Here is a 22,557-nt window from a genome sequence, read left to right on the forward strand (position 1 = left end):
CCCCCACGCCGTTATTTCTCACGGCAACGGTTCCACAATTTTCGTCGTTTGGCTATCATCGGATCAAAGGCAACTCGATCAGGCGACACAGCAGCGATGACGGACGGCAAACATTTGGACGCGCTCACCGCGGCCTACGCAGCCAAGCGCCCGGAAGAGGTGGCCGCCCTCTATGATCGCTGGTCGCGGACCTATGACGCCGACATGTCGGCCGCCGGTTATCGTCATCCGACGATCTGTCTGGCTCTGCTGACCCGCCATCTGCCGCGCGGCGCGGCGCCGTTGCTCGATGCCGGCGCGGGCACCGGGCTTATCGGCGAATGGCTCGATATATCAGGCTATCCTGAAGTCGAGGCGCTGGACATCTCGCAAGGCATGCTGGACCAGGCCGCCCGCAAGGGTGTCTATTCCGCGCTGCATTGCCTCGCGCTCGGCGGCGCGCTGCCTTTTGCCGACGATGCCTATGCCGGGATCGTCTCGGCCGGTGTCTTCACCTCAGGCCATGTCGGCGTCGAAGGGCTGAATGAGCTGATCCGCATCTGCCGGCCTGGCGGGGTCATCGTGCTGACGGTCAAGAACACACTGTGGGAGCAGGGTTTTGCCGCACGCATCGCCGAACTTGAAGCGCAAGGCGTCGTCACCCGTGCCGAGGAAACGCGCCCCTACGTCTCGATGCCGGGCGAGGCCGACACCGTGCCCAGCCGTGGTCTCGCCTTGCGGGTGAACTAGGCCCTTACCCTCTCCGCCGTAGGGTCGAACATCGGCTCGAGATGGATCCTGGCCGGCGTCCGCTCCATCGCGACCACCAGCTCGTAGTCGCCCGAGGTCAGGAAATCGTCGCTCACGCCCTCGGCGTTACGCACATAGCCGTAGCCGATGTTCTTGCCCAGCGTGTAGCCATAGCCGCCGCTGGTCAGATAGCCGACCGGCTCGCCATTGCGCAGGATGGTCTCACGGCCGAGCAGCACGATCTCCGGATTGTCGACCGCGAAGCCGGCAAAGCGCTTCTTCAACGGCGCGCCGACAACTTTCTCCAGCGCGCGCCGTCCGACGAAATCGGTGTTCTTCCTGAGCTTGACCGCCCAGCCGAGCCCGGCTTCCTGCGGCGTGTCGTTGGGCGTGATGTCGGAACCCCAGGCGCGGTAGCCCTTTTCCAGCCGCAGCGATTCCAGCGCCCGGTAGCCGACCGGGCGGATGCCGTGCGTCTTGCCAGCCGCCATCAGCGCGTCGAAGACTTCGCCTGTCGCCGCGATCGGCACATGCAGTTCCCAGCCAAGTTCGCCGACATAGGTGACACGCAGCGCCCGAACTGTGTGGCCGGCAATGGCGATCTCGCGCACATGGCCGAACGGGAACGAAGCATTCGACACATCGGCATCGGTCACCGCGGCGAGCACGTCGCGCGCCTTGGGACCCATCAGCGACAGCGTGCCGAAATCCTCGGTGACATCGGTCAACTCCGCATCGTGACCCTCGCCGATATGGTCGCAGATCCATGAGGCATCATGCGTGCGGAAGCCGGTGCCTGTGACGATGTAGAATTTCTCCTCGGCCAGCCGCGCCACGGTCAGGTCGGCCTCGATGCCACCGCGCGTGTTGAGAAGCTGCGTGTAGGTCAGCCTTCCGACCGGCTTGCTGACGTCGTTGGCGCAGATCCAGTCGAGCGCCTTGGCCGCGTCGGGTCCGCCCAATTCGTATTTGGCGAAGGACGACTGGTCGAAGATGCCGACCTTCTCGCGCACATGCCGGTGCTCGTCGCCGACCGCCGAAAACCAGTTCTGCCGGCCCATGGAATAGATGTCCTGCGGCTCGACGCCTTCCGGCGCGAACCAGTTCGGCCGCTCCCAGCCGAGCTTCGAGCCGAACACGGCGCGCTGCTGCTTCAGCCTGTCGTAAAGCGGCGAGACGATGCGCGGCCTGCCGCTGGCATATTCCTCATGCGGGAAGCCGATCGTGTAATGCTTGCCATAGGCCTCCAGCGTGCGCTCGCGCACCCATTGCCGGTCGCGGTGCAGGTTGGAAAAGCGCCTGATGTCGACCACCCACAGGTCGAGCGGCGCCTCGCCGTCCACCACCCATTGCGCCAGCACCCAGCCGGCGCCGCCGCCCGACGCGATGCCGAAGGCGTTGAAGCCGGCGCCGACGAACATGTTGACGCATTCGGGCGCCGTGCCGAGAATGAAATTGCCGTCCGGCGTGAAGCTTTCCGGCCCGTTGATCATCTGCTTGACGCCCACGGTTTCCAGTGCCGGCACACGCGCGATCGCCTGCGTCATATGCTGCTCGAAATGGTCATAGTCGTCGTCGAACAGCCGGAATTCCCAATCGTTGGGCACGTCGCCCCCTGGGAGGTCGGTCGTCCACGCCTGCGGGTTCGGCTCATAGCCGCCCATCACCAGCCCGCCGACCTCTTCCTTGAAATAGGTGCGCCGGTCGGGGTCGCGCAGCGTCGGCGCGTCGGTCGCCAGGCCATCGACCTTCTCGGTGATGATGTATTGGTGCTTCACCGGCTGCAGCGGCACGTTGATGCCGGCCATGGCGCCGACCTGTCGCGCCCATTGTCCCCCGCAGTTCACCACCTTGTCGCAGGCGATGTCGCCCTGATCGGTCTTCACCGCCGTGATGCGGCCACCCTTCATCTCGAAGCCGGTGACGCGGACATTCTCGAACAGCTTCGCGCCATGCATGCGCGCGCCCTTGGCCAGCGATTGGGTGATGTCGGAGGGGCTGGCCTGGCCGTCGGTCGGCAGCCAGGAAGCACCGACCAGATCGCCGGTTTCCATCAGCGGCCACATCGCCTTGACCTCGGCCGGGGACAAAAGATGCATGTCCATGCCGAAACTCTTCGCCGTGGTCGCCAGCCTTTTGTACTCTGTCCAGCGGTCGGCATTGGTCGCGAGCCGCAGGCAGCCGGTCATTTTCCAGCCGGTGGCAAGGCCGGTTTCGGCCTCCAGCCCCTTGTAGAGGTCGACCGAATATTTGAGCACGCGGGTGATCGAGGCAGACGAGCGCAATTGCCCGACCAGGCCGGCGGCGTGCCAGGTCGAGCCCGAGGTCAGCTTGCCCTGCTCGAGCAGCACGACGTTTGCCTTGTGGTCGCGCGCCAGATGATAGGCCGTCGAGCAGCCGATGATGCCGCCGCCGATGACGACGATGGCGGCATGGCTAGGCAAGGTCATGGTTTCAGGATCCCGTATTTTGTCCGGTAGTTTTCCAGCGCCGCGTCGAGCCGCACGAGGTTTTCCTCGGTGTAGGCGACGTAGTCGATGCCGGGCGCGTCGAGATAGAGTTCCGACACCATGCTCCACATCGCCTCGCGCAACAGCGAGGCGCATTGCATGGCAGCGTGCGAGCGGCGGATCGCCGCGTCCGGCTCCTTCATGAAATAGGCGGTCAGGAAGGCGAAGGATTCCTCGTCGCTCATCCCGGCGTTCGAGGCGACGCCGGCAAGGTCGAACATTGCCGTGTTGAAGCCGGCATATTCGAAATCGATCAGCCACAGCCTGTTGCCGTCGTCGAGAATGTTGGCTGGCAAAAGATCATTGTGGCCGAAGACGATCGGCAGCAATTTCTGCGCCCGCTCCAGCTCATCAGCCAGCGTTAGCAGACGCGGCAAGTCGCTGCGCTTGCGGCTGTTGCCTTCCTCGAGCGTGCGCGCATAGTCGCGGATGACGTGGAACACCCAGAACATGAAGCCGGCGCCGGAGACATGGTTCGGCATCTCGCGATGGAAGGATCGCAGCAGCGCCGCCACACGGCCGAGATTGGCGCGCACGTCTTCGGCGAGGAAGGTCCTGGCGCCGAGAAACTGCGTCACCAGGATGCCGGGCTCGGAATAGTGCACGGCCGGCGCGAAGCCGGCGGCATGGGCCGCCCGCGCGGTCATCACCTCGCGCTCGCGGAAGACATGGTGGAAGGGGTAGTCCTGGCCGAAGCGCACGACATGTTTCCCGGCAGCGTCGCTGACCACATAATTGGCGTTGCTCAGGCCGCCGGGCAGGGGGGCGATCTCGATGGCGCCGATCCAGCACGGCAGGGCGCAGATGCGATCTTCGGCAATCACGGGATCATCCCTGGTTTGCTGGCCTGGTTTGCTGGGCTTCGACAAGGCGCCATGGACAGCGCGACGAGAGCGGGGAGAAACGCAAATAATCTCGTCGGTGCGGGACGCCAGGATCGGTATCCCGCACCGCACCGACGAGCCCCTTGGCCAGGATTTTGATCCCGGCATCCGCCCCCGCGGATCTGAAAATTCCTTGCGCCAGACGCGTTCAAGACCGCCTGGCCAGTGAGTTGCGGCTCTGCCATCGCCCTCCCGTTGCAGCTCCGAACCCCTGCTGATGCCCTGGATTTCACGCCAGGGTTGCCCGGTTGTCAATAAAAAGATGTGACTTTTTTTGGGTGTTTTGCCCGAAAGCACGGGACGATATCTTTAAAAGTGCTTGAATTACCTTAAAACCGGTCAAAAGGCGAAGTCCGGGAAACCCTAATGGTCCATTCCAAACGCCACGGCGAGATCCTGCGGCTGCTGCAGGAAGAAGGAACCGTCACCATCGCCAGCCTGGCCGATCGGCTGGGTGTTTCGCTGGAAACCGTGCGCCGCGACGTCAAGCCACTCAGCAGCGACGGCTCGGTCCTGAAGATGCATGGCGCCATCGGCCTGCCGTCCATGGTCGGCGAGGCGCCGTTCGAAAGGCGCATGCGCGAGAATGCCGATGCCAAGCGCATCATTGCCCGCATGGTCGCCGCCACCATCCGCGACGGGGAATCGGTCATGCTGGACACCGGCACCACGACCTCGTTCCTGGCCCGGGAACTGCTCGGCCACCGGCGGCTGACGGTCGTTACCAATTCGTCCGATATCGCCCGCACGCTGGCCACCATCAACGGCAACAAGGTCTATATGGCCGGCGGCGAATTGCGCAGCGATTCAGGTGCCGCGTTCGGCACTTCGGCCATCGAGTTCGTCAGCCGCTTCTCGGTCAGCCATGCCATCATATCCACTGGCGCCGTCGATGCGGTGACGGGGGTCATGGACTATGATCTGGAAGAGGCCGAATTCGCCCGCATGGTGCTGTCGCGTGGCCAGCGCTCGCTCGTCATCACCGACCACACCAAGTTCGGCCGCCAGGGCCTGGTCCAGGTCTGCGGCTTCGACGGCTTTTCCGAACTCGCCACCGACCGTTCGCCGCCGCACGACATAGCCGCGGCGCTGGCGCAGGCCGGCGCGCGGCTCAGCATCGCCGGCGGCGAAGCCGGATTTTAGCCGAACATCAGCGATTGGTTGACCCACACCCGCCTGAAGCGCGAAGTGCCTGGACGGGTTCAGGCGACGCGCTTCAGGCCGGCAAGGCGCGAAAACTCATCCGGAAGCAGGCGCCGCTCGGCTTGCCGTCGAGGATATCGATGCGCCCGCCATGCAACTGCATGATTTCCTGCACCAGGTTGAGGCCGAGCCCGGCGCCGTGATCCTGCGGGCGCAGCCGGTAGAAGGGCTCGAAGATGCGTTCGCGCTCGTCTGGCGGTACGCCGTCGCCTTCGTCCCGCACCTCGATGACAGCGGAAGCGGTGACACTGACGGTGATCTTGCCAGCCCTGCCGCCATGCTCGATGGCGTTCTGCACGATGTTGGTCACCGCGCGCTCGATCGCGGTGCGATCGCCGGTGGCGAAAACCGTTTCCCGTTCCGGCTCGAACGACATCTCGTATCCGGCCGAAAACGCCATCGGCGCGAGGTCGACGATGACGCCGCGCGCGATCGCCACGAGATCGACTTTCTCGAAAGGCGTGGTCTGCCGATCGAGGCGTTGCAGGTCGAGCAACTGGTCGGTCAGCGTCGAAAGCCGTGCGGCGTCCTGCAGCAGCCGTGCCCGTTCCGGTGTCGCCGGCAGCGAGGCCAGGCGTGTGTTGAGGATGGCGACCGGCGTTCGGAGCTCATGGGCGGCATCGGTAAGGAAGCGCTTGTGGCGCTCGTATCCCTTGTCGAGGCGCGCAAGGGCGGCGTTCACCGCCTTGACCAGCGGCGTGACTTCCTTTGGCACATCCTTCAGCGGCAGTTGCACGCCGCGCTGGTCGATGTCGATGCGTTCGGCTTCGGCGGCCGCATGGCCAAGACCCGACAGCGCGCCGCGCACCACCCACGGCGTCGCGAAGAGCGTGGCCAGCGCCATGAGGCCGGCGAGCGGCAATATGCCTTGCAGGAAGAATTGCGGCGCCTGTCCGAGCAGGCGCAGCAGCGAAAGCCCGCCCTTGGTGCCGGTGAAGATCTGGACGTTGCCCGCGGCCGTTTCGGTCCAGCGGATCTTTGCATCCGGCGGCGCGCTCTCGCCGATGGAATTGTCGATACGCGCGTCGCTGATCGTGTCCAGCAGTTCGGCGAAAGGCTGGAAGATGGCCGGAACCGTGCCTTCCTGCAGCCGCTGCCCCGGCTTGTCGCGGATAATGAACCAGAGGTCGGGGACTTCGGATCGCAGTTTCGTCAGATCCGAGGTCTCGCGCAGCACAAGCTTGCCGCCAGCGTCACGCGCCACCGCATCCGCCAGCACGTCCATCGTGCCGTCCTCATAGTCGTGCGGAATGAGGCCGGTGGCGAGCAACGCGCCGAGAATGCCGACGATGATCAGCGTCAGCATCGCGCATTGCAGTAAGGCGATGCGCAGCACCAGGCTCCATTTGAGCGAACGCGGGCGCTTGAGGCTCATCGATTGAGGCTCACGTCGTTTCGCGCAGCAGATAGCCGACGCCGCGAATGCCGTTGATCGTCACGCCGGCATCGGCGTCGGCGAGCTTGCGGCGCAGGCGCGAGACATGGGTGTCGAGCGCGTTGGATTGGATCTCGTCGTCGAGGCCGAACACCGCTTCCATCAGCGCCTCGCGCTGCACCATGCGGCCGGTGCGCCGCATCAGTGCTTCCAGCACCAGCAGTTCGCGGCGCGGCAGGCTGAGCGGCTCGCCGCCGATCGCCGCCTCGCGATGTCCGACATCGAGCACCAGATGGCCGGCGCGGATGAATTGCGACTGCAGCGGCGCCGGCCGCCTGAGCAATGCGCGCAAGCGGGCCAGCAATTCCTCGAAGGCGAACGGCTTTGCCAGATAGTCGTCCGCGCCCATGTCCAGCCCATCGACCTTGTCGGACGTGTCGCCCTTGGCCGTCAGCACCAGCACCGGCGTGGTGTTCGCCGCCGAGCGCAATCTCGGCACCAGCGACAGCCCGTCGCCGTCGGGCAACTGGCGGTCGAGCAGGATGGCGTCGTAGCTGTCGACGGCGACGAAGCCTTCCGCCTCAAGCAATGTGCCGGCGTGATCGACCACCATGTCGTGGCGCTTCAGCGCGGCACGCAGCGCCGAGACCATCTCGGGCTCGTCTTCGACCAGCAAGATACGCATTCATACTCCCCGGCAACGAGCACACCGCATCGGGCGCTACCGCGCCAACATTGCGCAGACATGGCAAAGCCGAATGGCCCGTGGCCGGCAAGTCCTTTCTTTGCATCCGCGCTATTGCGCAATGTCTATGCAATCCAGCCACGGCAAACAGCGCCGGCCGGCAGGAACCGCCCATGCCGGCGTCAAGGCGTCGGGCCCGACGATGCAACAGGATCGGGTCCGACGCCGAAACGAAATCGAGCGGCCGCGCCAAATTTTGGCGTGCCGTTGTCCGGATCGAGGTTGGTTATGCCTGCACATGATGCCCTGTCTTTTCTCATGGCGTGGACCGTGGCGCCGTTCAGGATCGGCTCCGTCACGCCGTCCAGTTCCAGCCTGGCGGCGTTGATGACACGCGACATCGGTCCCGAGACAGGCCCTGTGCTGGAGCTCGGTCCTGGAACCGGCCCGTTCACACGGGCCCTGCTGTCGCGCGGGGTGCGGGAAGACGATCTGACTCTGATCGAGTCCGATCCGGATTTTGCAGCACTTCTCATGCGACGCTTTCCGGCCGCCCGGATTTTCGAAATGGATGCCGTCGGCCTGCGTCATCTGTCGCTCTTCCCTGGCCCGGTGGTTGGCGCCGCCGTCAGCGGGCTGCCCGTCCGCCTGATTTCACCGCGCAAGACGCTTGCCATTCTCGAAGGCGTTTTCGCGAACCTTCGCCCGGGCGGGGCGCTCTATCAGTTCACACTCGGCCGGCGCTGCCCATTCGATCAATCGCTGCTCGACCGGCTCGATCTCGAAGTCACGCGGATCGGCCATACCTTTCGCAATTTCCCGCCGGCGACGGTCTACCGCGTCGCCAGGATCAAGACGCTCGGGACCTATGACTGGCGCTTCGCGTGACCGGTCCGTTGTCGGCCATTCTCGGCTTCGGCCTGTTCGGCGTCTTCTGCCTCGCCTTCACCGAGAAGATCCTGCCGATCCCGCCCTCGCATGTGCTGCTGCTGTTCCTCGGCATGACGGCGGCGCCGGACAGTTCGATGCTGGCGATCCTGCTGGCGGTGACGACACTTGCCTCCTTCGCCGGTTGCCTTGTCTGGTATGGGGTTGGCCGCCGGATCGGATTTAACCGTGCCGACCGGCTGATCGAACGGGTCGGCAGATATGTCTTCCTGCGCCCGGTAACCTACCGCAAGCTTGGCCAGGCCTATCGCCGCAATCATGTCCGGGTGTCGCTGCTGGCGCAGTTCATCCCGACGGTGCGCAACTATCTGCCGATCGCGGCCGGCGCGCTTGGTCTGCCGGCGCTGCCCTTCGCGATGGCGACGCTGCTGGGCGCCACAATCTGGAATGCAGGCTTCCTCCTGACCGGCTATCTTTTGCGCGGCAGCGGCCAGGATTCCTTCACGGTGGGCTTGCGCATCATCGTCATTGTCGTGGCGCTGGAGACGGCCTTCATGCTTGCATTGCGCTATGGGCCCGCATGGCGGCGGCGCATCAGGCTGGCGCTCGGCTGAGCACCAGTCTCCGGTCATGGGATAAGTTCCGCCGTCGGCTTTCCTTCGCCCGGCCGCCGGTGTTTAGTCCGGCCATGGCCTTCACCATCCGCCAGTTGCAATTCTTCATCGCCGTCGCCGAACAAGGCACGGTGTCGGGCGCCGCGCAGAATCTCTCCATCTCGCAATCGTCGGTCACCGAAGCGATCAAGGAGCTCGAAAGCGATCTCGGCGTCGAATTGTTCGAACGCCATCCGCGCGGCCTCAACATCACCCATAAGGGCCACCAGTTCCTGCGCCACGCGACCAAGATCCTTGCCGACGTGTCCGACGCCCGCCGCTCTTTTTCCGGCGAACAAGCGGTGGCGGGAGGGCGGCTGCAGCTTGGCGTCACCTCGCTGGTCGCCGGCTATGTGCTGTCGGATCTGCTTGCCCGCTACCGCCGCGCCTATCCGGGCGTCGAGGTCTCGGCCATCGAGGACAATGGCGACTACCTCGAACACCTCTTGATCGGCGGCAAGCTGGACATCGCCGTCATGGTCACCTCCAATCTGCGCGACCGCACGGCGCTGCAATCGGAAATCCTCGAAGTCTCGGCCTATCGCCTGTGGCTGCCGCTTGGCCATTCGCTCGTCGGCGCCGACATTATCAGCATTGGCGATATCGCCGGCGAGCCGCTGATCATGCTCACCGTCGACGAGATCGAGGAGAACACGGGAAAGCTGCTGGCGGCGATCGGCGCCAAGCCGCATGTCGCCTTCCGCACCCGTTCGGTGGAAGCCGTGCGCAGCCTGGTCGCCACCGGCGCCGGCGTGGCATTGCTGCCCGATCTCGTCTATCGGCCATGGTCGCTGGAAGGCGACCGCATCGAATCGCGCGATATTTCGGGCTCCTTGCCGGTGGTGCAGGTCGGTATGGTCTGGCGGCGCGGTTCTAGCCTGCCGCAAGCGGCGCGCGATTTCATCGGCCTTGCCCAGTCGCAGCGCACGGTCCGCCGCTAGTATGGCCTACTCCAGGCGAACGTCGCCAGTCTCGCGCTTGCGCCTTGTGACGGAAACCGCCTCCGCCCTGAACGGCGCGAGCGGAGCAACCTCGAAGCGGCCGGCGCCCGCAAGCCTGACGGCGCGGCAGAAAGTCGGGCACTCCATCGGCCGGGCGGCCGGACATTTAGCGGCGTGACGCAAAGCCTTTCGGATGGCCCTCAGGCGCTGGATGATTTGGTCCAGTTCATTCGCCTTGGCATCGAGGCGCCCTCGATCCATTTTCGGCAGGCCGTCGGGCGTCAGCATCGAGGAAATGTCGTCCAGTGTGAATCCACCGGCGCGTCCGAGCGCGATCAAGGCGAGTCGGTCCAGGACGGCAGGGTCGAACAGGCGGCGCTGGCCGCGACGGCCGATCGAGGCGACGAGGCCCTTCTCCTCGTAGTAGCGAAGTGTGGAGGCGGGCACGCCGGTGCGGCGCGACACTTCGGCAATGTCCATATTTCATGCTTGACCTCAAGTCGGCTTGAACTCGTAGAGTGCTCGCGACGATCAGTTAGAGCAACATGAAAGCGAGGTCCGTTATGCCGCAATCCGCGCCGCCGAACACACGGCAAGCAGTGCTCTGGAACGATGTCAGCGGAAAGGCCTGGGTCGAGATGCAGCCGATCCTCGACGAGATACTGGCGCCGTTCGAGCGGCTGGTGGTCGATGCCGGCTATCCCAGGGAAGGGGGCAATGTCCTGGACATCGGCTGTGGCGCCGGCGCCACAACCCTGGCGATGGCGCGCCGCGTGGGCAACGACGGAAATTGTGTGGGGCTCGACATCTCGCAACCGCTTGTCGCCCTGGCGACGGAGCGCACGAAGCTGGGAGAGGTAGCAAACGCAAGTTTTGAAGTGGGCGATGCCCAGACATATGCGTTCGAATCCGGGCATTTCGACGCTGCAATCTCCCGCTTCGGTGTCATGTTCTTCGATGATCCCATGGCCGCGTTCACCAACATAAGAAAGGCCGTGAGGCGCCGTGGCAAACTCGCCTTTGTTGCCTGGCGCAGTCCGCTTGAGAATGATTTCATGACGACCGCCGTGCGAGCGGCTGCGCCTTTCCTGCCGCCTGCACCCGCGCCAGACCCCGATGCGCCGGGTCAGTTTGCCTTTGCCGACGGCGCCAAGGTGAGGCGGATCCTGGAAGCGAGCGGCTGGGCTTCAATCGAAGTCGAACAGGCGGACGTCCCGTGTCGGATCGCCCAACGCGATCTGATGGCGTATGCCACCCGGCTAGGGCCGCTCGGCGCCGCGCTGCGCGAGGTTGACCGGGCAACGGCCGAAAGAATCACCACGGTGTTGCCGGCTGCGTTCGCGCCTTTCGTTGACGACGGTGAGGCTCGCTTCAATGCCGCCTGCTGGCTGGTGACGGCACTTGCTTGAAACGGTGGCTATCTATCGGAAAAACCGATATCGACTTTCTGACAAATGAATTTGCGAAACCGGAATTTTCCAAGCACCTTCGGTTTCAGGGACCAAAGCCGCCAGCAGAGCGACATCAAGTCCACAGGACGAACTGATATGTTTTTCAGTCCGCGCGTGATCTGGCGACAACCGGAGCGGTTTCGGGGGCATGCGCCAAAATGGGAGATCGATGATGAATTCATTCCTGAAGTCATGCACGGCGCTGACGGTCGCGCTGACCTTCTCGGGTCAGGCCATCGCCCAGGTCAAGGAACTCGGCAAGGGCGAGGGCCAGGTCAACATCGTTGCCTGGCCGGGCTACATCGAGCGCGGCGAGACCGACAAGGGCTATGACTGGGTCACCGCCTTCGAGAAGGAGAGCGGCTGCAAGGTCAACGTCAAGACCGCCAACACCTCCGACGAGATGGTCTCGCTGATGAACGAGGGGGGCTTCGACCTCGTCACGGCTTCGGGCGATGCTTCGCTGCGCCTCGTCGCCGGCAAGCGCGTGCAGCCGATCAACACCGATCTCATCCCGAGCTGGAAGACGGTCGACGACCGGCTGAAGGACGCCCCCTGGTTCACCGTCGACAAGGTGCATTACGGCGTTCCTTACCAGTGGGGACCGAACATCCTGATGTACAACACCGAGGTGTTCAAGGAAGCGCCCAAGAGCTGGAACGTCGTCTTCGAGGAGATGAAGCTGCCGGACGGCAAGTCCAACAAGGGCCGCGTCCAGGCCTATGACGGGCCGATCCACATCGCCGATGCTGCCAACTATCTGATGTTCCATAAGCCGGAACTCGGCATCAAGGATCCCTACGAACTCAACGAAGACCAGTACAAGGCGGCGCTCGAACTGCTGCGCGTGCAGCGCACGCTGGTTGGCCGCTACTGGCATGATGCAGCCATCCAGGTCGACGATTTCCAGAATGAAGGTGTCGTCGCCTCCGGTTCGTGGCCGTATCAGGTCAACACGCTGGTCGCGGCCAAGAAGCCGGTTGCCTCGACCGTGCCGGAAGAAGGCGTCACCGGCTGGGCCGACACCACCATGATGGAAGCCGACGCGGCGCACCCGAACTGCGCCTATATGTGGCTCGAACATTCGCTGTCGCCGAAAGTGCAGGGTGATGTCTCGGCCTGGTTCGGATCGCTCCCCGTGGTGCCCGCCGCCTGCAAGGGCAACGAGCTCCTGACCGATGAAGGCTGCAAGACCAACGGCTACGACAATTTCGACAAGATCAAGTTCTGGAAGACGCCGGTCTCGAAATGCGCCACCCAGAACGACCAGTGCGTGCCCTACTACCGCTGGGTGTCGGACTATATCGGCGTCATCGGCGGACGGTGATTCCGCTTCGCTGAGAACATAGCGCTGCCCCTCACCCTTACCCTCTCCCCCGTGAAGAACGGGGAGAGGGGGGGTCGCCAGCGTTCCCCGTCACTATACGGGGAGAAGGTGCCGGCAGGCGGATGAGGGGCAGCACGCCGCCTGAATTTGATGAGCCTGACAGATCAGGACAGCCCATGACATCAGCCGTCTCCTTCCAGAAAGTCTCGCGCCATTTCGGCAGCGTGCGCGCGGTCGACGCGGTCGACCTCGACATCGCGCCGGGCGAGTTCTTCGCCATGCTTGGGCCTTCCGGGTCCGGCAAGACGACATGCCTGCGCCTCATCGCCGGTTTCGAGCAGCCGACTTCGGGTTCGCTCTCGATCTTCGGCGAACGCGCCGAGGGCGTGCCGCCCTATCGCCGCAACGTCAACACTGTCTTCCAGGACTATGCGCTGTTCCCGCATCTCAATGTGCTTGATAACGTCGCTTATGGGCTGATGGTCAAGGGCGTCGGCAAGGCAGCGCGGCACAAGGCGGCCGAGGAAGCACTGTCGCTCGTCAGGTTGCCCGGCTACGGCGCCCGCCGCCCCGGCCAGCTTTCCGGCGGCCAGCGCCAGCGTGTCGCGCTCGCCCGCGCTCTGGTCAACCAGCCCAAGGTGCTGCTGCTCGACGAGCCGCTCGGCGCGCTCGACCTGAAGCTGCGCGAGAACATGCAGGAGGAGCTGAAATCGCTGCAGAAGGCGCTCGGCATCACCTTCGTCTTCGTCACCCATGACCAGGGCGAGGCGCTGTCGATGGCCGACCGCGTCGCCGTCTTCAACGACGGCAGGATCATGCAGATCGGCACGCCGGAGGATATCTATCAGCGGCCGAGAACCCGCTTCGTCGCCGATTTCGTCGGCTCCTCCAACGTGCTGCCGCCGGATTTCGTCCAGCGCTATTCCGGCCAGCATCGCTGGGGCAGTCTGCGCCCTGAATCCATTCGCGTCAGCCGCGCGGCAACCGGCGAAGGCGTCGCCGCCCGCCTCGTCTCGACCAACTATCTCGGCGCCACCACTAGGCTGGCGCTCGATGCCGACGGATTGAAGCTGCACGCCGTGGTCCCGGCTGGCACGGTGCTGCCTGCCGAGGGCGAAGCGGTGGTGCTCACCTTCAACCGCGAGCACCTGCATCTGATGGATGAGCCGGCATGAGCGTCGACGTCACCATGCCGCGCGCCACGGCCCCCGCTATCCTGCCCGGCAGCGGCGGCATGCGCGGCGCGCTGTCGGACCTGTTCTGGCGTCGGCCGCAACTGCTTCTGCTGCTCATGCTCTTGCCGCCGGTGCTGTGGCTCGGCATCGTCTATATCGGCTCGCTCTTCGCGCTGCTGGCGCAGAGCTTTTTCTCCATCGACGAGTTCTCCGGCCTCATCAACCGCCAGTTCACGCTGAAGACCTATGGCGACCTGTTGCAGGCCGCCAATCTCGACATCATCCTGCGCACGGTCACCATGGCGGCCCTCGTCACCGTGGCCTCGGCCATCGTCGCCTTTCCGATCGCCTACTACGCCGCGCGCTATGCGCGTGGCCGCTGGAAGGCGCTGTTCTATCTCGGCGTCATGCTGCCACTGTGGTCGAGCTATCTGGTCAAGATCTATGCCTGGAAGCTGATCCTGGCCAAGGAAGGTATCCTCACCTGGCTCTTCGGCAAACTGCATCTGCAATGGCTGCTCGATGCCTGGCTGTCGCTGCCGGTTGTCGGCGGCAACTCGCTGTCGGTGTCGTTCACCGGCACCTTCATCGTCTTCGTCTATGTCTGGCTGCCCTTCATGATCTTGCCGGTACAGGCCGCCCTCGAGCGCGTGCCCGGCAATCTGGTCGAAGCCTCCTCCGATCTCGGCGCTTCGCCGGGGCAGACCTTCCGCAACGTGCTGTTCCCGCTGGCCCTGCCCGGCATTGTCGCCGGCTCGATCTTCACCTTCTCGCTGACATTGGGCGACTACATCATCCCGCAGATCATCGGCACGTCGCGCCTGTTCATCGGCCAGGCCGTCTATTCGCAGCAGGGCACCGCCGGCAACATCCCGCTCGCCGCCGCCTTCACCGTGGTGCCCATCGTCATCATGGGCTTCTACCTCTGGGGCGCCAAGCGCATGGGGGCCTTCGATGCGCTCTGACCGTGGTCAATCGGCTCCGCTCGGCCTGAAGATCGCCGCCGCCTGCGGCCTGCTCTTCCTGCATTTGCCGATCCTGCTGATCTTCGTCTACGCCTTCACCACCGAGGAGAAGAGCTTCGTCTGGCCGCCGCCCGGGCTGACCACGCAATGGTTCGCCGTCACCTGGAACCGGCCTGACGTCTGGGAGGCGCTGTCGCTGTCGGTGCGCGTCGCCGCCATCTCGACGACGATTGCGCTGGTGCTCGGCACGCTGTGCGCCGCCGCGGTGTCACGGACGAAATTTTTCGGCCGCGAGACCATCTCGCTGCTGGTCATCCTGCCCATCGCGCTGCCCGGTATCATCACCGGCATCGCGCTGCGCTCGGCCTTTTCGCTCGCCGACATCCCCTTTTCGTTCTGGACGATCGTGCTCGGCCACGCCACTTTCTGCGTGGTCGTCGTCTACAACAATGCGGTCGCCCGTTTCCGCCGCACATCCGGTTCGATGATCGAGGCCTCGATGGATCTCGGCGCCGATGGTTTTCAGACTTTCCGCCATGTCGTGCTGCCCAACATCGCCACCGCGCTGCTTGCCGGCGGCATGCTGGCCTTCGCTTTGTCTTTCGACGAAGTCATCGTCACCACCTTCACCGCCGGCCAGCAGCAGACCGTGCCGATCTGGATGCTGGAGGAACTGATCCGCCCGCGCCAGCGCCCGGTCACCAATGTCGTGGCCATGGTCGTCGTGCTGGTGACGCTGCTGCCCATCCTGTTTGCCTATTACCTCACCCGCGACGGCGACCAAATCGCCGGTTCGGGCAAATAACGTCAGTTCGTAAGGGAGAGACGTCCATGGACACCCAGATGCTGATCGGCTCGAAATTCGAGAACGGCGCCGAGACCGAGGAGTCGATCCTCAATCCGAAGACCGGGGCAACCATCCTCAATCTGCCCGAAGCCAGCCAGGCGCAGATCGAGGCCGCGGTGGCAGCCGCCGAAAAAGCGTTCGTCTCGTGGTCGCGCACGACGCCGGCGCAGCGCTCTGGTTATCTCCTCAAGATCGCCGACCGCATCGAGGCCGAGGCCAAGGAGTTCGCCGCTCTCGAGGCGCTGAACTGCGGCAAGCCGATCAATTCCGTGCTCAATGACGAGATTCCGGCCATCGTCGACTGCTACCGCTTCTTCGCCGGCGCGGTCCGTTCGATGCCGGGCGTCGTCGCCGGCGAATATCTGCCCGGCCACACCTCGATGGTGCGGCGCGACCCGATCGGCATCGTCGCCTCGATCGCGCCCTGGAACTACCCGCTGATGATGATGGCCTGGAAGCTGGCGCCGGCGATCGGCGGCGGCAACACCGTCGTCTTCAAGCCGTCGGAGCAGACGCCGCTGACGGCGCTGAGGCTGGCCAGGATCCTGGCCGAAATCCTCCCCGAAGGTGTGGTCAATGTCGTGCTCGGCCGCGGCGACAGCGTCGGCAACGCGCTGATCAACCATCCCAAGGTCAACATGATCTCGATCACCGGCGACGTCGCCACCGGCAAGAAGGTGCTGCAGGCGGCCGCCAAATCGGTCAAGCGCACACATCTCGAACTCGGCGGCAAGGCCCCGGTCATCGTCTTCGACGACGCCGACCTTGGTGCGGTGGTCAACGGCCTGCGCGCCTTCGGCTATTACAATGCCGGTCAGGACTGCACCGCCGCCTGCCGCATCTATGCCGGCAAGAAGATCTACGACAAGCTCGTCGCCGATCTGTCCTCGGCGGTCTCGACCATCAAGTACAACCAGCCGGACGACACCGAAAACGAGATCGGCCCGCTGATCTCGCGCCGCCAGCGCGACCGCGTGTCGAGCTTCGTCGAACGCGCCTCTGAATTGAAGCACATCGAGATCACCACCGGCGGCAGGCCGGGCGAGGGCACCGGCTTCTACTACCAGCCGACCGTCGTCGCCGGCGCGCTGCAGGAGGACGAAATCGTGCGCCGCGAGGTGTTCGGCCCGGTCGTCTCGATCACCCGTTTCACCGAAGTCGACGAAGCGGTGAACTGGGCCAACGATAGTGACTACGGCCTGGCGTCATCGGTTTGGACCAAGGACGTCTCACGCGCCATGGCGACGGCGGCACGCCTGCAATATGGCTGCACGTGGATCAACACCCATTTCATGCTGACCAACGAGATGCCGCATGGCGGGTTGAAACAGTCCGGCTACGGCAAGGATATGTCGCTCTATGCGCTGGAAGACTATACCGCCGTGCGGCATGTCATGGTGGCGCACGCATAGCACGCCTGTCCTTCTCCCCTTGCGGGAGAAGGTGGATCGGCGCGCAGCGCCGAGCCGGATGAGCGACTATCTGAGGTGTCAAGTTGCATTTGCGAATTCGTTACGCGCGTCGCGTGCTTTTGCATTGAGAATGACGAGCAGCTTGCGGGCGAGCGCAATGCGGATGACCATTTTCTCCTTTCCGGCAGTCTGCAACCGTTGCTTGAAAGCTGCCAGATGCGGATCATATTTGGCAACGATGCTGGCAACGAGAAAGAGGACGCCGCGCGGCCCTGCCCGACCGCCGCGCACTGGTCTTCGACCGCTGCGCTTGCCACTGTCATTGGCGATCGGCGCCAGGCCGGCCAACTTGGCGATGGCCTTGTTGGAGAGGATGCCGATCTCCGGCAACTGCGCCATCAGCCGCGCCACGGTGCGAGAGGCAACACCCTTGAGCGAGCGGAAGGCTCGGTCGAGGCATGCCCACAGCGGATCGTCATCGATGAGCGTGGCGATCTCACCTTCGAGCCTGCGGCTCTGGCGCGCAAGCAGCGCGATCACTTCATCGAGGCTGGCGATAGTTTCGGCGTCGGCGGTGCTCTTGCGCTGCTTTTGAATGGTGAGATCTCCTCCCACCTGGGAAAGCCGCGCAACCAGCGCCTTGAGCCGCTGCTGGGCCGCGCTCGGCGGCGGCGTCGGCTTGAGCCGCTTGACGGCACCATAACGGGCAATCACGGCGGCATCGATTCTGTCGGTCTTCTCCAGGAAACCCATTGCCTCGGCGAAGTAGCGAACGCTCCTCGCGTTGGCCATGCCGCAGGGTTGGCCCATCTCCCACAAGAGCAGGAAGGCCAGCCGTTCGTAGCCGCCACTGGCCTCCATGATGACGAGTTCGACATCATGGTTCTGACACCAGGCGGCCAGATCGGCGATGCCTGCCGCATCGTTGGCGAAGCGGTTTGCCGCTCCCATCGGCTCGATATGGGCGTCGAGCCAGTCTTTCGAAATATCTATTCCACAGAGGGTCGTGTTCACGGTAACCTGCCTTGTGCGTGCGATTGGAGCCAAGCGACTATTCGGTCGTGCGTGACGAAGACGAAGATCCCAGGCTCATCCACGGTTGTAGCCGCAGGGGTGTCGGGCGACTTCGCCAAGCCTCGAATCGGATGGCCGTCCGGTTCGAGGCTCAGTCGCTTCCATCGCACAAAGTCTCCTCCGTGCAGATACAAGGGGTGTTCCAGCTTGGCGCCAGCTTACCCCTTCCCCGGATTGCCAACCGATCTGTGAGGGACAAATCGGTTGGCAATCCGACCTCTGCCACAGGGGGGAGGTAAGACCGTCGCGCATCGTTACTCGACGATGCGATAGATGTTCCACAGGCTGGTGCCTGACACGACATAGGGCTCCATCTCCTTGCCCCATTTGGCGTGTGCGTCGATCTTGCTGATCTTGGCGAACATCGCCTCCAGCTGGGCCAGGCTTTCGACCTGATGGTGCGACTCGACCGTCGCTTCGCGTGCGCCGATCGATCCGGTCATGATCTGGAACTTCAGCTCGGCGAGGCCGACCTGCGAGCCGATCTCGCGTTCCCATTTCTTCAACAGGTCGAGCACGGTCTGTTTATGCCCGAACTTCGCGTCGATCTGCCATCTGGCGCTGAACATGTTGGTTCCTCCCAAGGTTGAGTTGGCGGCTGCTTGCCTATTCGTCCCAGGCTTGCACGACGGTCTGCCGCGCGATCCGCCCGTTCTTCAGCTCCAGCATCGCGGCGGCGAACACTTTCGTGCCGTCCGGATAGGCGCAGGCCTGGGTGAAGGCGAGGCTGTCGCCGTCGGCGATCGTGGTGTCGACCTTGTGGGTCATCGCCCGGCTGCAGATGTCGTCCCAGAAGATGGCGATCGCCGCGCGCCCGCGGACTTCGCGCGGCTTGCTTGGCGGGTTGTTGCGGTCGATCACCCGCACCAACGCGTCGTCGGCATAGAAGCTCGACAGCATCTTGCCATCGCGGCTCTCGATCGCCTTCTTGATCGCCGCGCCATCCACGACTTGAGTCTTGGTCAGCATCTTGTCCTCCATGTGCCCGTCTTGACGATCGGGCGGTTGATATTCAGTAGGGGCTGTCCGACGCTCGCCGCCAGGCAGGAATTTTCACTGCGACTTCGCCTTGACGGCAGCGAAGACGTCGTCGGTCTGCTTCTTGAACGTGGCGAGATCGACCTGGCTGCCATTGAGCATCGTCGACCAATGGCGCACGATTGCCGCCATCGCGATCGTCTCCTTGATCTCCTCGTCGCTCGCGCCGTTGAGCTTGGCGGCCTCGGTATGGAAATAGATGCAGTACTGGCAGGGTATCTGCGAGGCCACCGCAAGGCCCATCAGTTCCTTGGTCTTGCCGTCCAGAGCGGTTTTCGGGTTGAGCTGGACGCCCTTGATCTCGGCCCAGGCGCCGGCGATGGCGACGTCAGGCAGTGTCTTGAACATGTCCGGCACCGAGCCGAGCGTCGCCTGGATGTCCTTGTAGGCGGCTGTCGCCGACGCATCCTCGGCCTTTGCGGGAGAGATCGTGAGCAGCGCGCCAATCCCTGCCGCGACCACAAATGATCTGACATTCAGCTTTGACTTGAGCATTTCATCCTCCGTTCGCAGTGCCCTTCCGGCGATATCCGCCTGGCCTGCATGGGGGAATTGATAGCGCTTACATCCGTCTGGCCGCTTCGCCCGAAAGCGCCATGGCTCTCATGGCCCGTCCGGGCCAGTGTGTCGGACCGAGAATACTGCCGCCGCCGCTCGCGACGGCAGGTCGAGCTTGAGCAATATGTTGGCGACGTGGCGCTTGACCGTGTGTTCGCTCAGCCTGAGCTCGGCTGCAATCGCGGCATTGCTCTTGCCGTCGGCAATCAGGCTCACCACCTCGCTTTCCCTCGCCGTCAGCACGGCCGGTTCGGTCGTTTTGGTCCTGACGCGGCAGTCAGGCTCCAGGTGCTGTTCCGACATTGCCCGCACCAGCGCCATCGGCTCGTCCAGATCGTCCAGCGTGATCCGGCTGGCGTCTTCGAAATGCAGGCCTGAGCCGGTTGCCAGATCCGCGACCAGCCGCGACGCCAGGATATCGCTCCGGCTGGCGTGCGCGGCGAGCTGCATCGTCACGCGGGCCGTCAACCCCACTGGCGGCCCGCGCAGTTCGATCTCCCCGACATGCACGCCCTGCGCGCTGGCCACGCCGATCCCTTGAGCTGCCTCGCGCAGCGCCGCTGCACAGCGTATCGCGCGCGCCGGCCCATCGAAGCGCGAAATCATCATCTCGCCCTGCGTGCCCAGCGCTCGGCCGCCATGGCGCCCGACCAGCAACCGCCAGGTTTCCTGGAAGCGCTCGCTGCGCTCGCTCCACATACGGTCGCCCATCCGCGTCGTGTCGTAGATGCGCGTCACCAGAAGTGCCGCCAGCACACGGTCCGCTTCGGCGACGGCGCGCGTGCCGGTCAGGAACTCCTCGATCAGGTCGGCGACCCGGTCGACATCGCCGGTCCAGATCGGATGGTCACGACCCGGAATCTCGACCAGTCGCGCATTCGGGATTTTCTTGGCCAGGAAGCGGCTGGCGTCGGGATCGACCCGCGCATCGTTGCGGCGATGGATCAGCAGAGTCGGGGCACTGATCGCCGCCAGCACACCACGCACATCGATTTCCGCATTCATTCGCGCCAGTGCCGCCGCTGCCGTCGGGCTCGCCGACAGCCGCTCGAATCGCGCCCACCACTGGGTGAAATGCGCGTCGTCGACCCGGCCCGGCGCGAAATTCGGCAAGGTGGCACCGGTGCCCCAGGCCGTCTCGGCCGTGGCGATAAAGGCGTTGAGGCGTTCGGGCGGCATCACCCATTTGTGGAAATGCGCATATCCACCATAGAGCGCCAGCGCGCGCGTCCGCTCGGGATAGGTGGCGGCGAACAGCATGGCCATTGGCGCGCCTTCCGAAGCGCCAAGCAGGGCAGCACGACCGCTGCCGGCGGCGTCCATCACCGCGCGCACATCGTCCATACGCGTTTCCAGACTGGGTAGGTTGTGCGCATCGACACGGTCGGAAAGGCCGGTGCCGCGCTTGTCGAACAGGATCAGCCGCGAGAATGCCGACAGCCGTCTCAAGAGCCTTGTATAGCCTTCGTCTTCCCAATGCAGGTCGAGATTGGAAATGAAGCCCGGCACGAAGACAAGATCAAGCGAACCCTGGCCGACCACCTGATAGGCGATCCGCGCCTCGCCACTGAGGGCATATCGGGTCTCGATCGGCCTCACGAGTTTCTTCCGCCCGGCCTGACGACTTCTGATCGTCAACCATAGCAGAGCCGCTTCGATAGGGCAGCTCAAACTTTAGCGAAGGTGAATGTATGTCCGGACCGCCCGCTGCGGCTACTTTTGCGACGCGGCGACGTCTGCCGGGGAGGGGGTGAGCCCGAGCTTGAGATCGGCCTCGGCCGGCGTGATCGGCCGCCTGATCCTGGCCGATGCAGCCACGACGAGTTCGTCGAAGCCTTCGCCGCTATCCAGCAGTTCGAAGAACTGCCGCCGCATCCTGGGTTCCCAGAATTTGTTGATGTGCTCGGCGACACCGGCAACACCTTCCTCGCGCGACTTGGAATGGAAGAAGGCCGCGATTTGGTTGGCCATGCGCACCAGCTTTTCGCTGGTGCTCGTGATATGGTCTTCGTCATGCGACATGCTGGGCAACTCCCGAAACCACCCGGTCGGGGTGGGTGAAAACATCGAAATCCTCGCCGCGCACCAGCGCCACCAGCGTCATGCCGGCCTCATCGGCGGTGCGGATGGCAAGCGCGGTCGGCGCCGAGACGGCGATGATGAAGGCCGAGCCGATCGCCGCCGTCTTCTGCACCATTTCGACCGACACGCGCGACGTCACCACGACGGCGCCCGAAGCACCGTCGATGCCGGCTTTGGCCAACGCCCCGGCCAGCTTGTCCAGCGCATTGTGGCGGCCGACATCCTCGCGCGCCATCACGACGCCCTTGCCGGGAATATAGAAGCCGGCCGCATGCACCGCTCCGGTCTCGGTGTGAAGCGGCTGCACCTTGGACAAAAGCTTGACCGAACGGACGATGTCGTCGGCATCAAGCGTAAGTTTTGACGCACCAACGGCATCGACGGAGCGCATTGCTTCCTCGATGGATTCAATGCCGCACAGCCCGCAACCAACCGGCCCGGCAAGCCTGCGCCGCCGCGCCTCGAAGCGTGTATTGGCCTGATCCTTCAGCCGGATCTGGATATCGATGCCGGCGCCATGGTCCTCGACCTCGATCGCCTCGACCTCTTGCGGGTCGGCAATGATGCCTTCCGTCAGCGAGAAGCCGAGCGCGAAATCCTCGAAGTCGGCGGGGCTCGCCATCATCACCGCATGCGTGGTTCCGGCAAAGGAAAACGCTACCGGCGTCTCCTCCGGCACCATGCGGTTGGCAACGGCCGCGCCGCTGGCGCGGTGCGCCAGCCGCGATATCTCAGTCGTTGCTTTGCGGCGCGCGGCCAC

At 64.2% G+C, this 22,557-nt stretch carries 23 protein-coding genes; 11 read left to right on the forward strand and 12 right to left on the reverse strand.

The genetic code is table 11. From position 1 onward, the window contains the following. Nucleotides 1-96: 96 nt before the first annotated feature. A complete protein-coding gene (locus MAFF_RS21975; protein WP_032932801.1) occupies nucleotides 97-729 on the forward strand; it encodes a class I SAM-dependent DNA methyltransferase in 633 nt (210 codons plus the stop codon). On the opposite strand, the gene MAFF_RS21980 is transcribed toward MAFF_RS21975, so the two are convergent. Then, nucleotides 726-3,179, reverse strand: a complete 2,454-nt coding sequence (locus MAFF_RS21980) for a GcvT family protein (protein ID WP_044548826.1) — start codon at nucleotides 3,177-3,179, stop codon at nucleotides 726-728. The genes MAFF_RS21975 and MAFF_RS21980 overlap by 4 nt on opposite strands. Beyond that, nucleotides 3,176-4,063 (reverse strand): phosphotransferase family protein, encoded by an 888-nt coding sequence (locus MAFF_RS21985; RefSeq protein ID WP_044551145.1) that lies wholly within the window; start codon nucleotides 4,061-4,063, stop codon nucleotides 3,176-3,178. Before MAFF_RS21985 ends, MAFF_RS21980 begins: the two co-directional genes overlap by 4 nt. Before the next feature lie 426 nt (nucleotides 4,064-4,489). On the opposite strand from MAFF_RS21985, the gene MAFF_RS21990 reads away from it, so the two are divergent. Further along, a complete protein-coding gene (locus MAFF_RS21990; protein ID WP_010913171.1) occupies nucleotides 4,490-5,266 on the forward strand; it encodes a DeoR/GlpR family DNA-binding transcription regulator in 777 nt (258 codons plus the stop codon). A gap of 73 nt (nucleotides 5,267-5,339) precedes the next feature. Here MAFF_RS21990 and MAFF_RS21995 read toward each other — a convergent pair whose 3' ends face one another. Then, the gene (locus tag MAFF_RS21995; RefSeq protein ID WP_010913172.1) at nucleotides 5,340-6,701 is read right to left on the reverse strand and encodes a sensor histidine kinase; all 1,362 of its coding nucleotides are present in this window, start codon (nucleotides 6,699-6,701) and stop codon (nucleotides 5,340-5,342) included. A 10-nt stretch (nucleotides 6,702-6,711) separates the two neighbouring features. Then, the gene (locus tag MAFF_RS22000) at nucleotides 6,712-7,386 is read right to left on the reverse strand and encodes a response regulator transcription factor (RefSeq protein ID WP_010913173.1); all 675 of its coding nucleotides are present in this window, start codon (nucleotides 7,384-7,386) and stop codon (nucleotides 6,712-6,714) included. A 288-nt stretch (nucleotides 7,387-7,674) separates the two neighbouring features. Between MAFF_RS22000 and MAFF_RS22005 the strand changes: the two genes are divergently transcribed. The 3 genes from MAFF_RS22005 (at nucleotide 7,675) to MAFF_RS22015 (ending at nucleotide 9,868) form a co-directional block, all read left to right on the forward strand. Continuing rightward, nucleotides 7,675-8,274 (forward strand): class I SAM-dependent methyltransferase, encoded by a 600-nt coding sequence (locus MAFF_RS22005; protein WP_010913174.1) that lies wholly within the window; start codon nucleotides 7,675-7,677, stop codon nucleotides 8,272-8,274. Continuing rightward, a complete protein-coding gene (locus tag MAFF_RS22010) occupies nucleotides 8,271-8,888 on the forward strand; it encodes a DedA family protein (RefSeq protein ID WP_010913175.1) in 618 nt (205 codons plus the stop codon). Before MAFF_RS22005 ends, MAFF_RS22010 begins: the two co-directional genes overlap by 4 nt. 74 nt (nucleotides 8,889-8,962) lie before the next feature. Beyond that, nucleotides 8,963-9,868, forward strand: a complete 906-nt coding sequence (locus tag MAFF_RS22015) for a LysR substrate-binding domain-containing protein (protein ID WP_010913176.1) — start codon at nucleotides 8,963-8,965, stop codon at nucleotides 9,866-9,868. Between the two features lie 6 nt (nucleotides 9,869-9,874). Here the strand turns inward: MAFF_RS22015 and MAFF_RS22020 are convergent, their stop codons facing one another. Beyond that, nucleotides 9,875-10,348 carry a helix-turn-helix domain-containing protein gene (locus MAFF_RS22020; RefSeq protein WP_010913177.1) on the reverse strand — a complete coding sequence of 158 codons (474 nt, stop codon included), beginning with the start codon at nucleotides 10,346-10,348 and terminating at the stop codon, nucleotides 9,875-9,877. An 83-nt stretch (nucleotides 10,349-10,431) separates the two neighbouring features. On the opposite strand from MAFF_RS22020, the gene MAFF_RS22025 reads away from it, so the two are divergent. The 6 genes from MAFF_RS22025 (at nucleotide 10,432) to MAFF_RS22050 (ending at nucleotide 17,045) form a co-directional block, all read left to right on the forward strand. Next, nucleotides 10,432-11,277, forward strand: a complete 846-nt coding sequence (locus MAFF_RS22025) for a class I SAM-dependent methyltransferase (protein ID WP_010913178.1) — start codon at nucleotides 10,432-10,434, stop codon at nucleotides 11,275-11,277. A 214-nt stretch (nucleotides 11,278-11,491) separates the two neighbouring features. After that, nucleotides 11,492-12,646 (forward strand): ABC transporter substrate-binding protein, encoded by a 1,155-nt coding sequence (locus tag MAFF_RS22030; RefSeq protein WP_032933996.1) that lies wholly within the window; start codon nucleotides 11,492-11,494, stop codon nucleotides 12,644-12,646. 176 nt (nucleotides 12,647-12,822) lie between these two features. After that, entirely contained in the window at nucleotides 12,823-13,821 is a 999-nt protein-coding gene (locus MAFF_RS22035) for an ABC transporter ATP-binding protein (protein WP_010913181.1), read from the forward strand. Further along, on the forward strand, nucleotides 13,818-14,786 hold the full coding sequence (locus tag MAFF_RS22040; RefSeq protein ID WP_044548830.1) for an ABC transporter permease: 969 nt from the start codon (nucleotides 13,818-13,820) through the stop codon (nucleotides 14,784-14,786). The genes MAFF_RS22035 and MAFF_RS22040 overlap by 4 nt, the downstream gene beginning before the upstream one ends. Continuing rightward, a complete protein-coding gene (locus MAFF_RS22045) occupies nucleotides 14,776-15,591 on the forward strand; it encodes an ABC transporter permease (RefSeq protein WP_010913183.1) in 816 nt (271 codons plus the stop codon). The genes MAFF_RS22040 and MAFF_RS22045 overlap by 11 nt, the downstream gene beginning before the upstream one ends. 26 nt (nucleotides 15,592-15,617) lie before the next feature. After that, nucleotides 15,618-17,045, forward strand: coding sequence for a gamma-aminobutyraldehyde dehydrogenase (locus MAFF_RS22050; RefSeq protein WP_010913184.1), 1,428 nt, complete (start codon nucleotides 15,618-15,620; stop codon nucleotides 17,043-17,045). 78 nt (nucleotides 17,046-17,123) lie between these two features. On the opposite strand, the gene MAFF_RS22055 is transcribed toward MAFF_RS22050, so the two are convergent. The 7 genes from MAFF_RS22055 to fdhD all read right to left on the reverse strand — a co-directional run bounded on the left by MAFF_RS22055 (nucleotide 17,124) and on the right by fdhD (nucleotide 22,557). After that, a complete protein-coding gene (locus MAFF_RS22055) occupies nucleotides 17,124-18,059 on the reverse strand; it encodes an IS110 family transposase (protein ID WP_010910050.1) in 936 nt (311 codons plus the stop codon). Between the two features lie 314 nt (nucleotides 18,060-18,373). Next, complete coding sequence (locus MAFF_RS22060) at nucleotides 18,374-18,688, reverse strand: hypothetical protein (protein WP_010913185.1); 315 nt, start codon at nucleotides 18,686-18,688, stop codon at nucleotides 18,374-18,376. A gap of 37 nt (nucleotides 18,689-18,725) precedes the next feature. Continuing rightward, entirely contained in the window at nucleotides 18,726-19,088 is a 363-nt protein-coding gene (locus MAFF_RS22065; RefSeq protein WP_032933997.1) for a nuclear transport factor 2 family protein, read from the reverse strand. An 84-nt stretch (nucleotides 19,089-19,172) separates the two neighbouring features. Further along, nucleotides 19,173-19,652 (reverse strand): carboxymuconolactone decarboxylase family protein, encoded by a 480-nt coding sequence (locus MAFF_RS22070; RefSeq protein ID WP_010913187.1) that lies wholly within the window; start codon nucleotides 19,650-19,652, stop codon nucleotides 19,173-19,175. Between the two features lie 108 nt (nucleotides 19,653-19,760). Continuing rightward, nucleotides 19,761-21,314 carry an alpha/beta fold hydrolase gene (locus tag MAFF_RS22075; protein WP_010913188.1) on the reverse strand — a complete coding sequence of 518 codons (1,554 nt, stop codon included), beginning with the start codon at nucleotides 21,312-21,314 and terminating at the stop codon, nucleotides 19,761-19,763. A 114-nt stretch (nucleotides 21,315-21,428) separates the two neighbouring features. Beyond that, the gene (locus MAFF_RS22080) at nucleotides 21,429-21,737 is read right to left on the reverse strand and encodes a formate dehydrogenase subunit delta (protein WP_010913189.1); all 309 of its coding nucleotides are present in this window, start codon (nucleotides 21,735-21,737) and stop codon (nucleotides 21,429-21,431) included. After that, nucleotides 21,727-22,557 carry a formate dehydrogenase accessory sulfurtransferase FdhD gene (gene fdhD, locus MAFF_RS22085; protein ID WP_010913190.1) on the reverse strand — a complete coding sequence of 277 codons (831 nt, stop codon included), beginning with the start codon at nucleotides 22,555-22,557 and terminating at the stop codon, nucleotides 21,727-21,729. The genes MAFF_RS22080 and fdhD overlap by 11 nt, the downstream gene beginning before the upstream one ends.

The sequence above is a fragment of the Mesorhizobium japonicum MAFF 303099 genome, from assembly GCF_000009625.1.
GTDB lineage: Bacteria > Pseudomonadota > Alphaproteobacteria > Rhizobiales > Rhizobiaceae > Mesorhizobium > Mesorhizobium japonicum.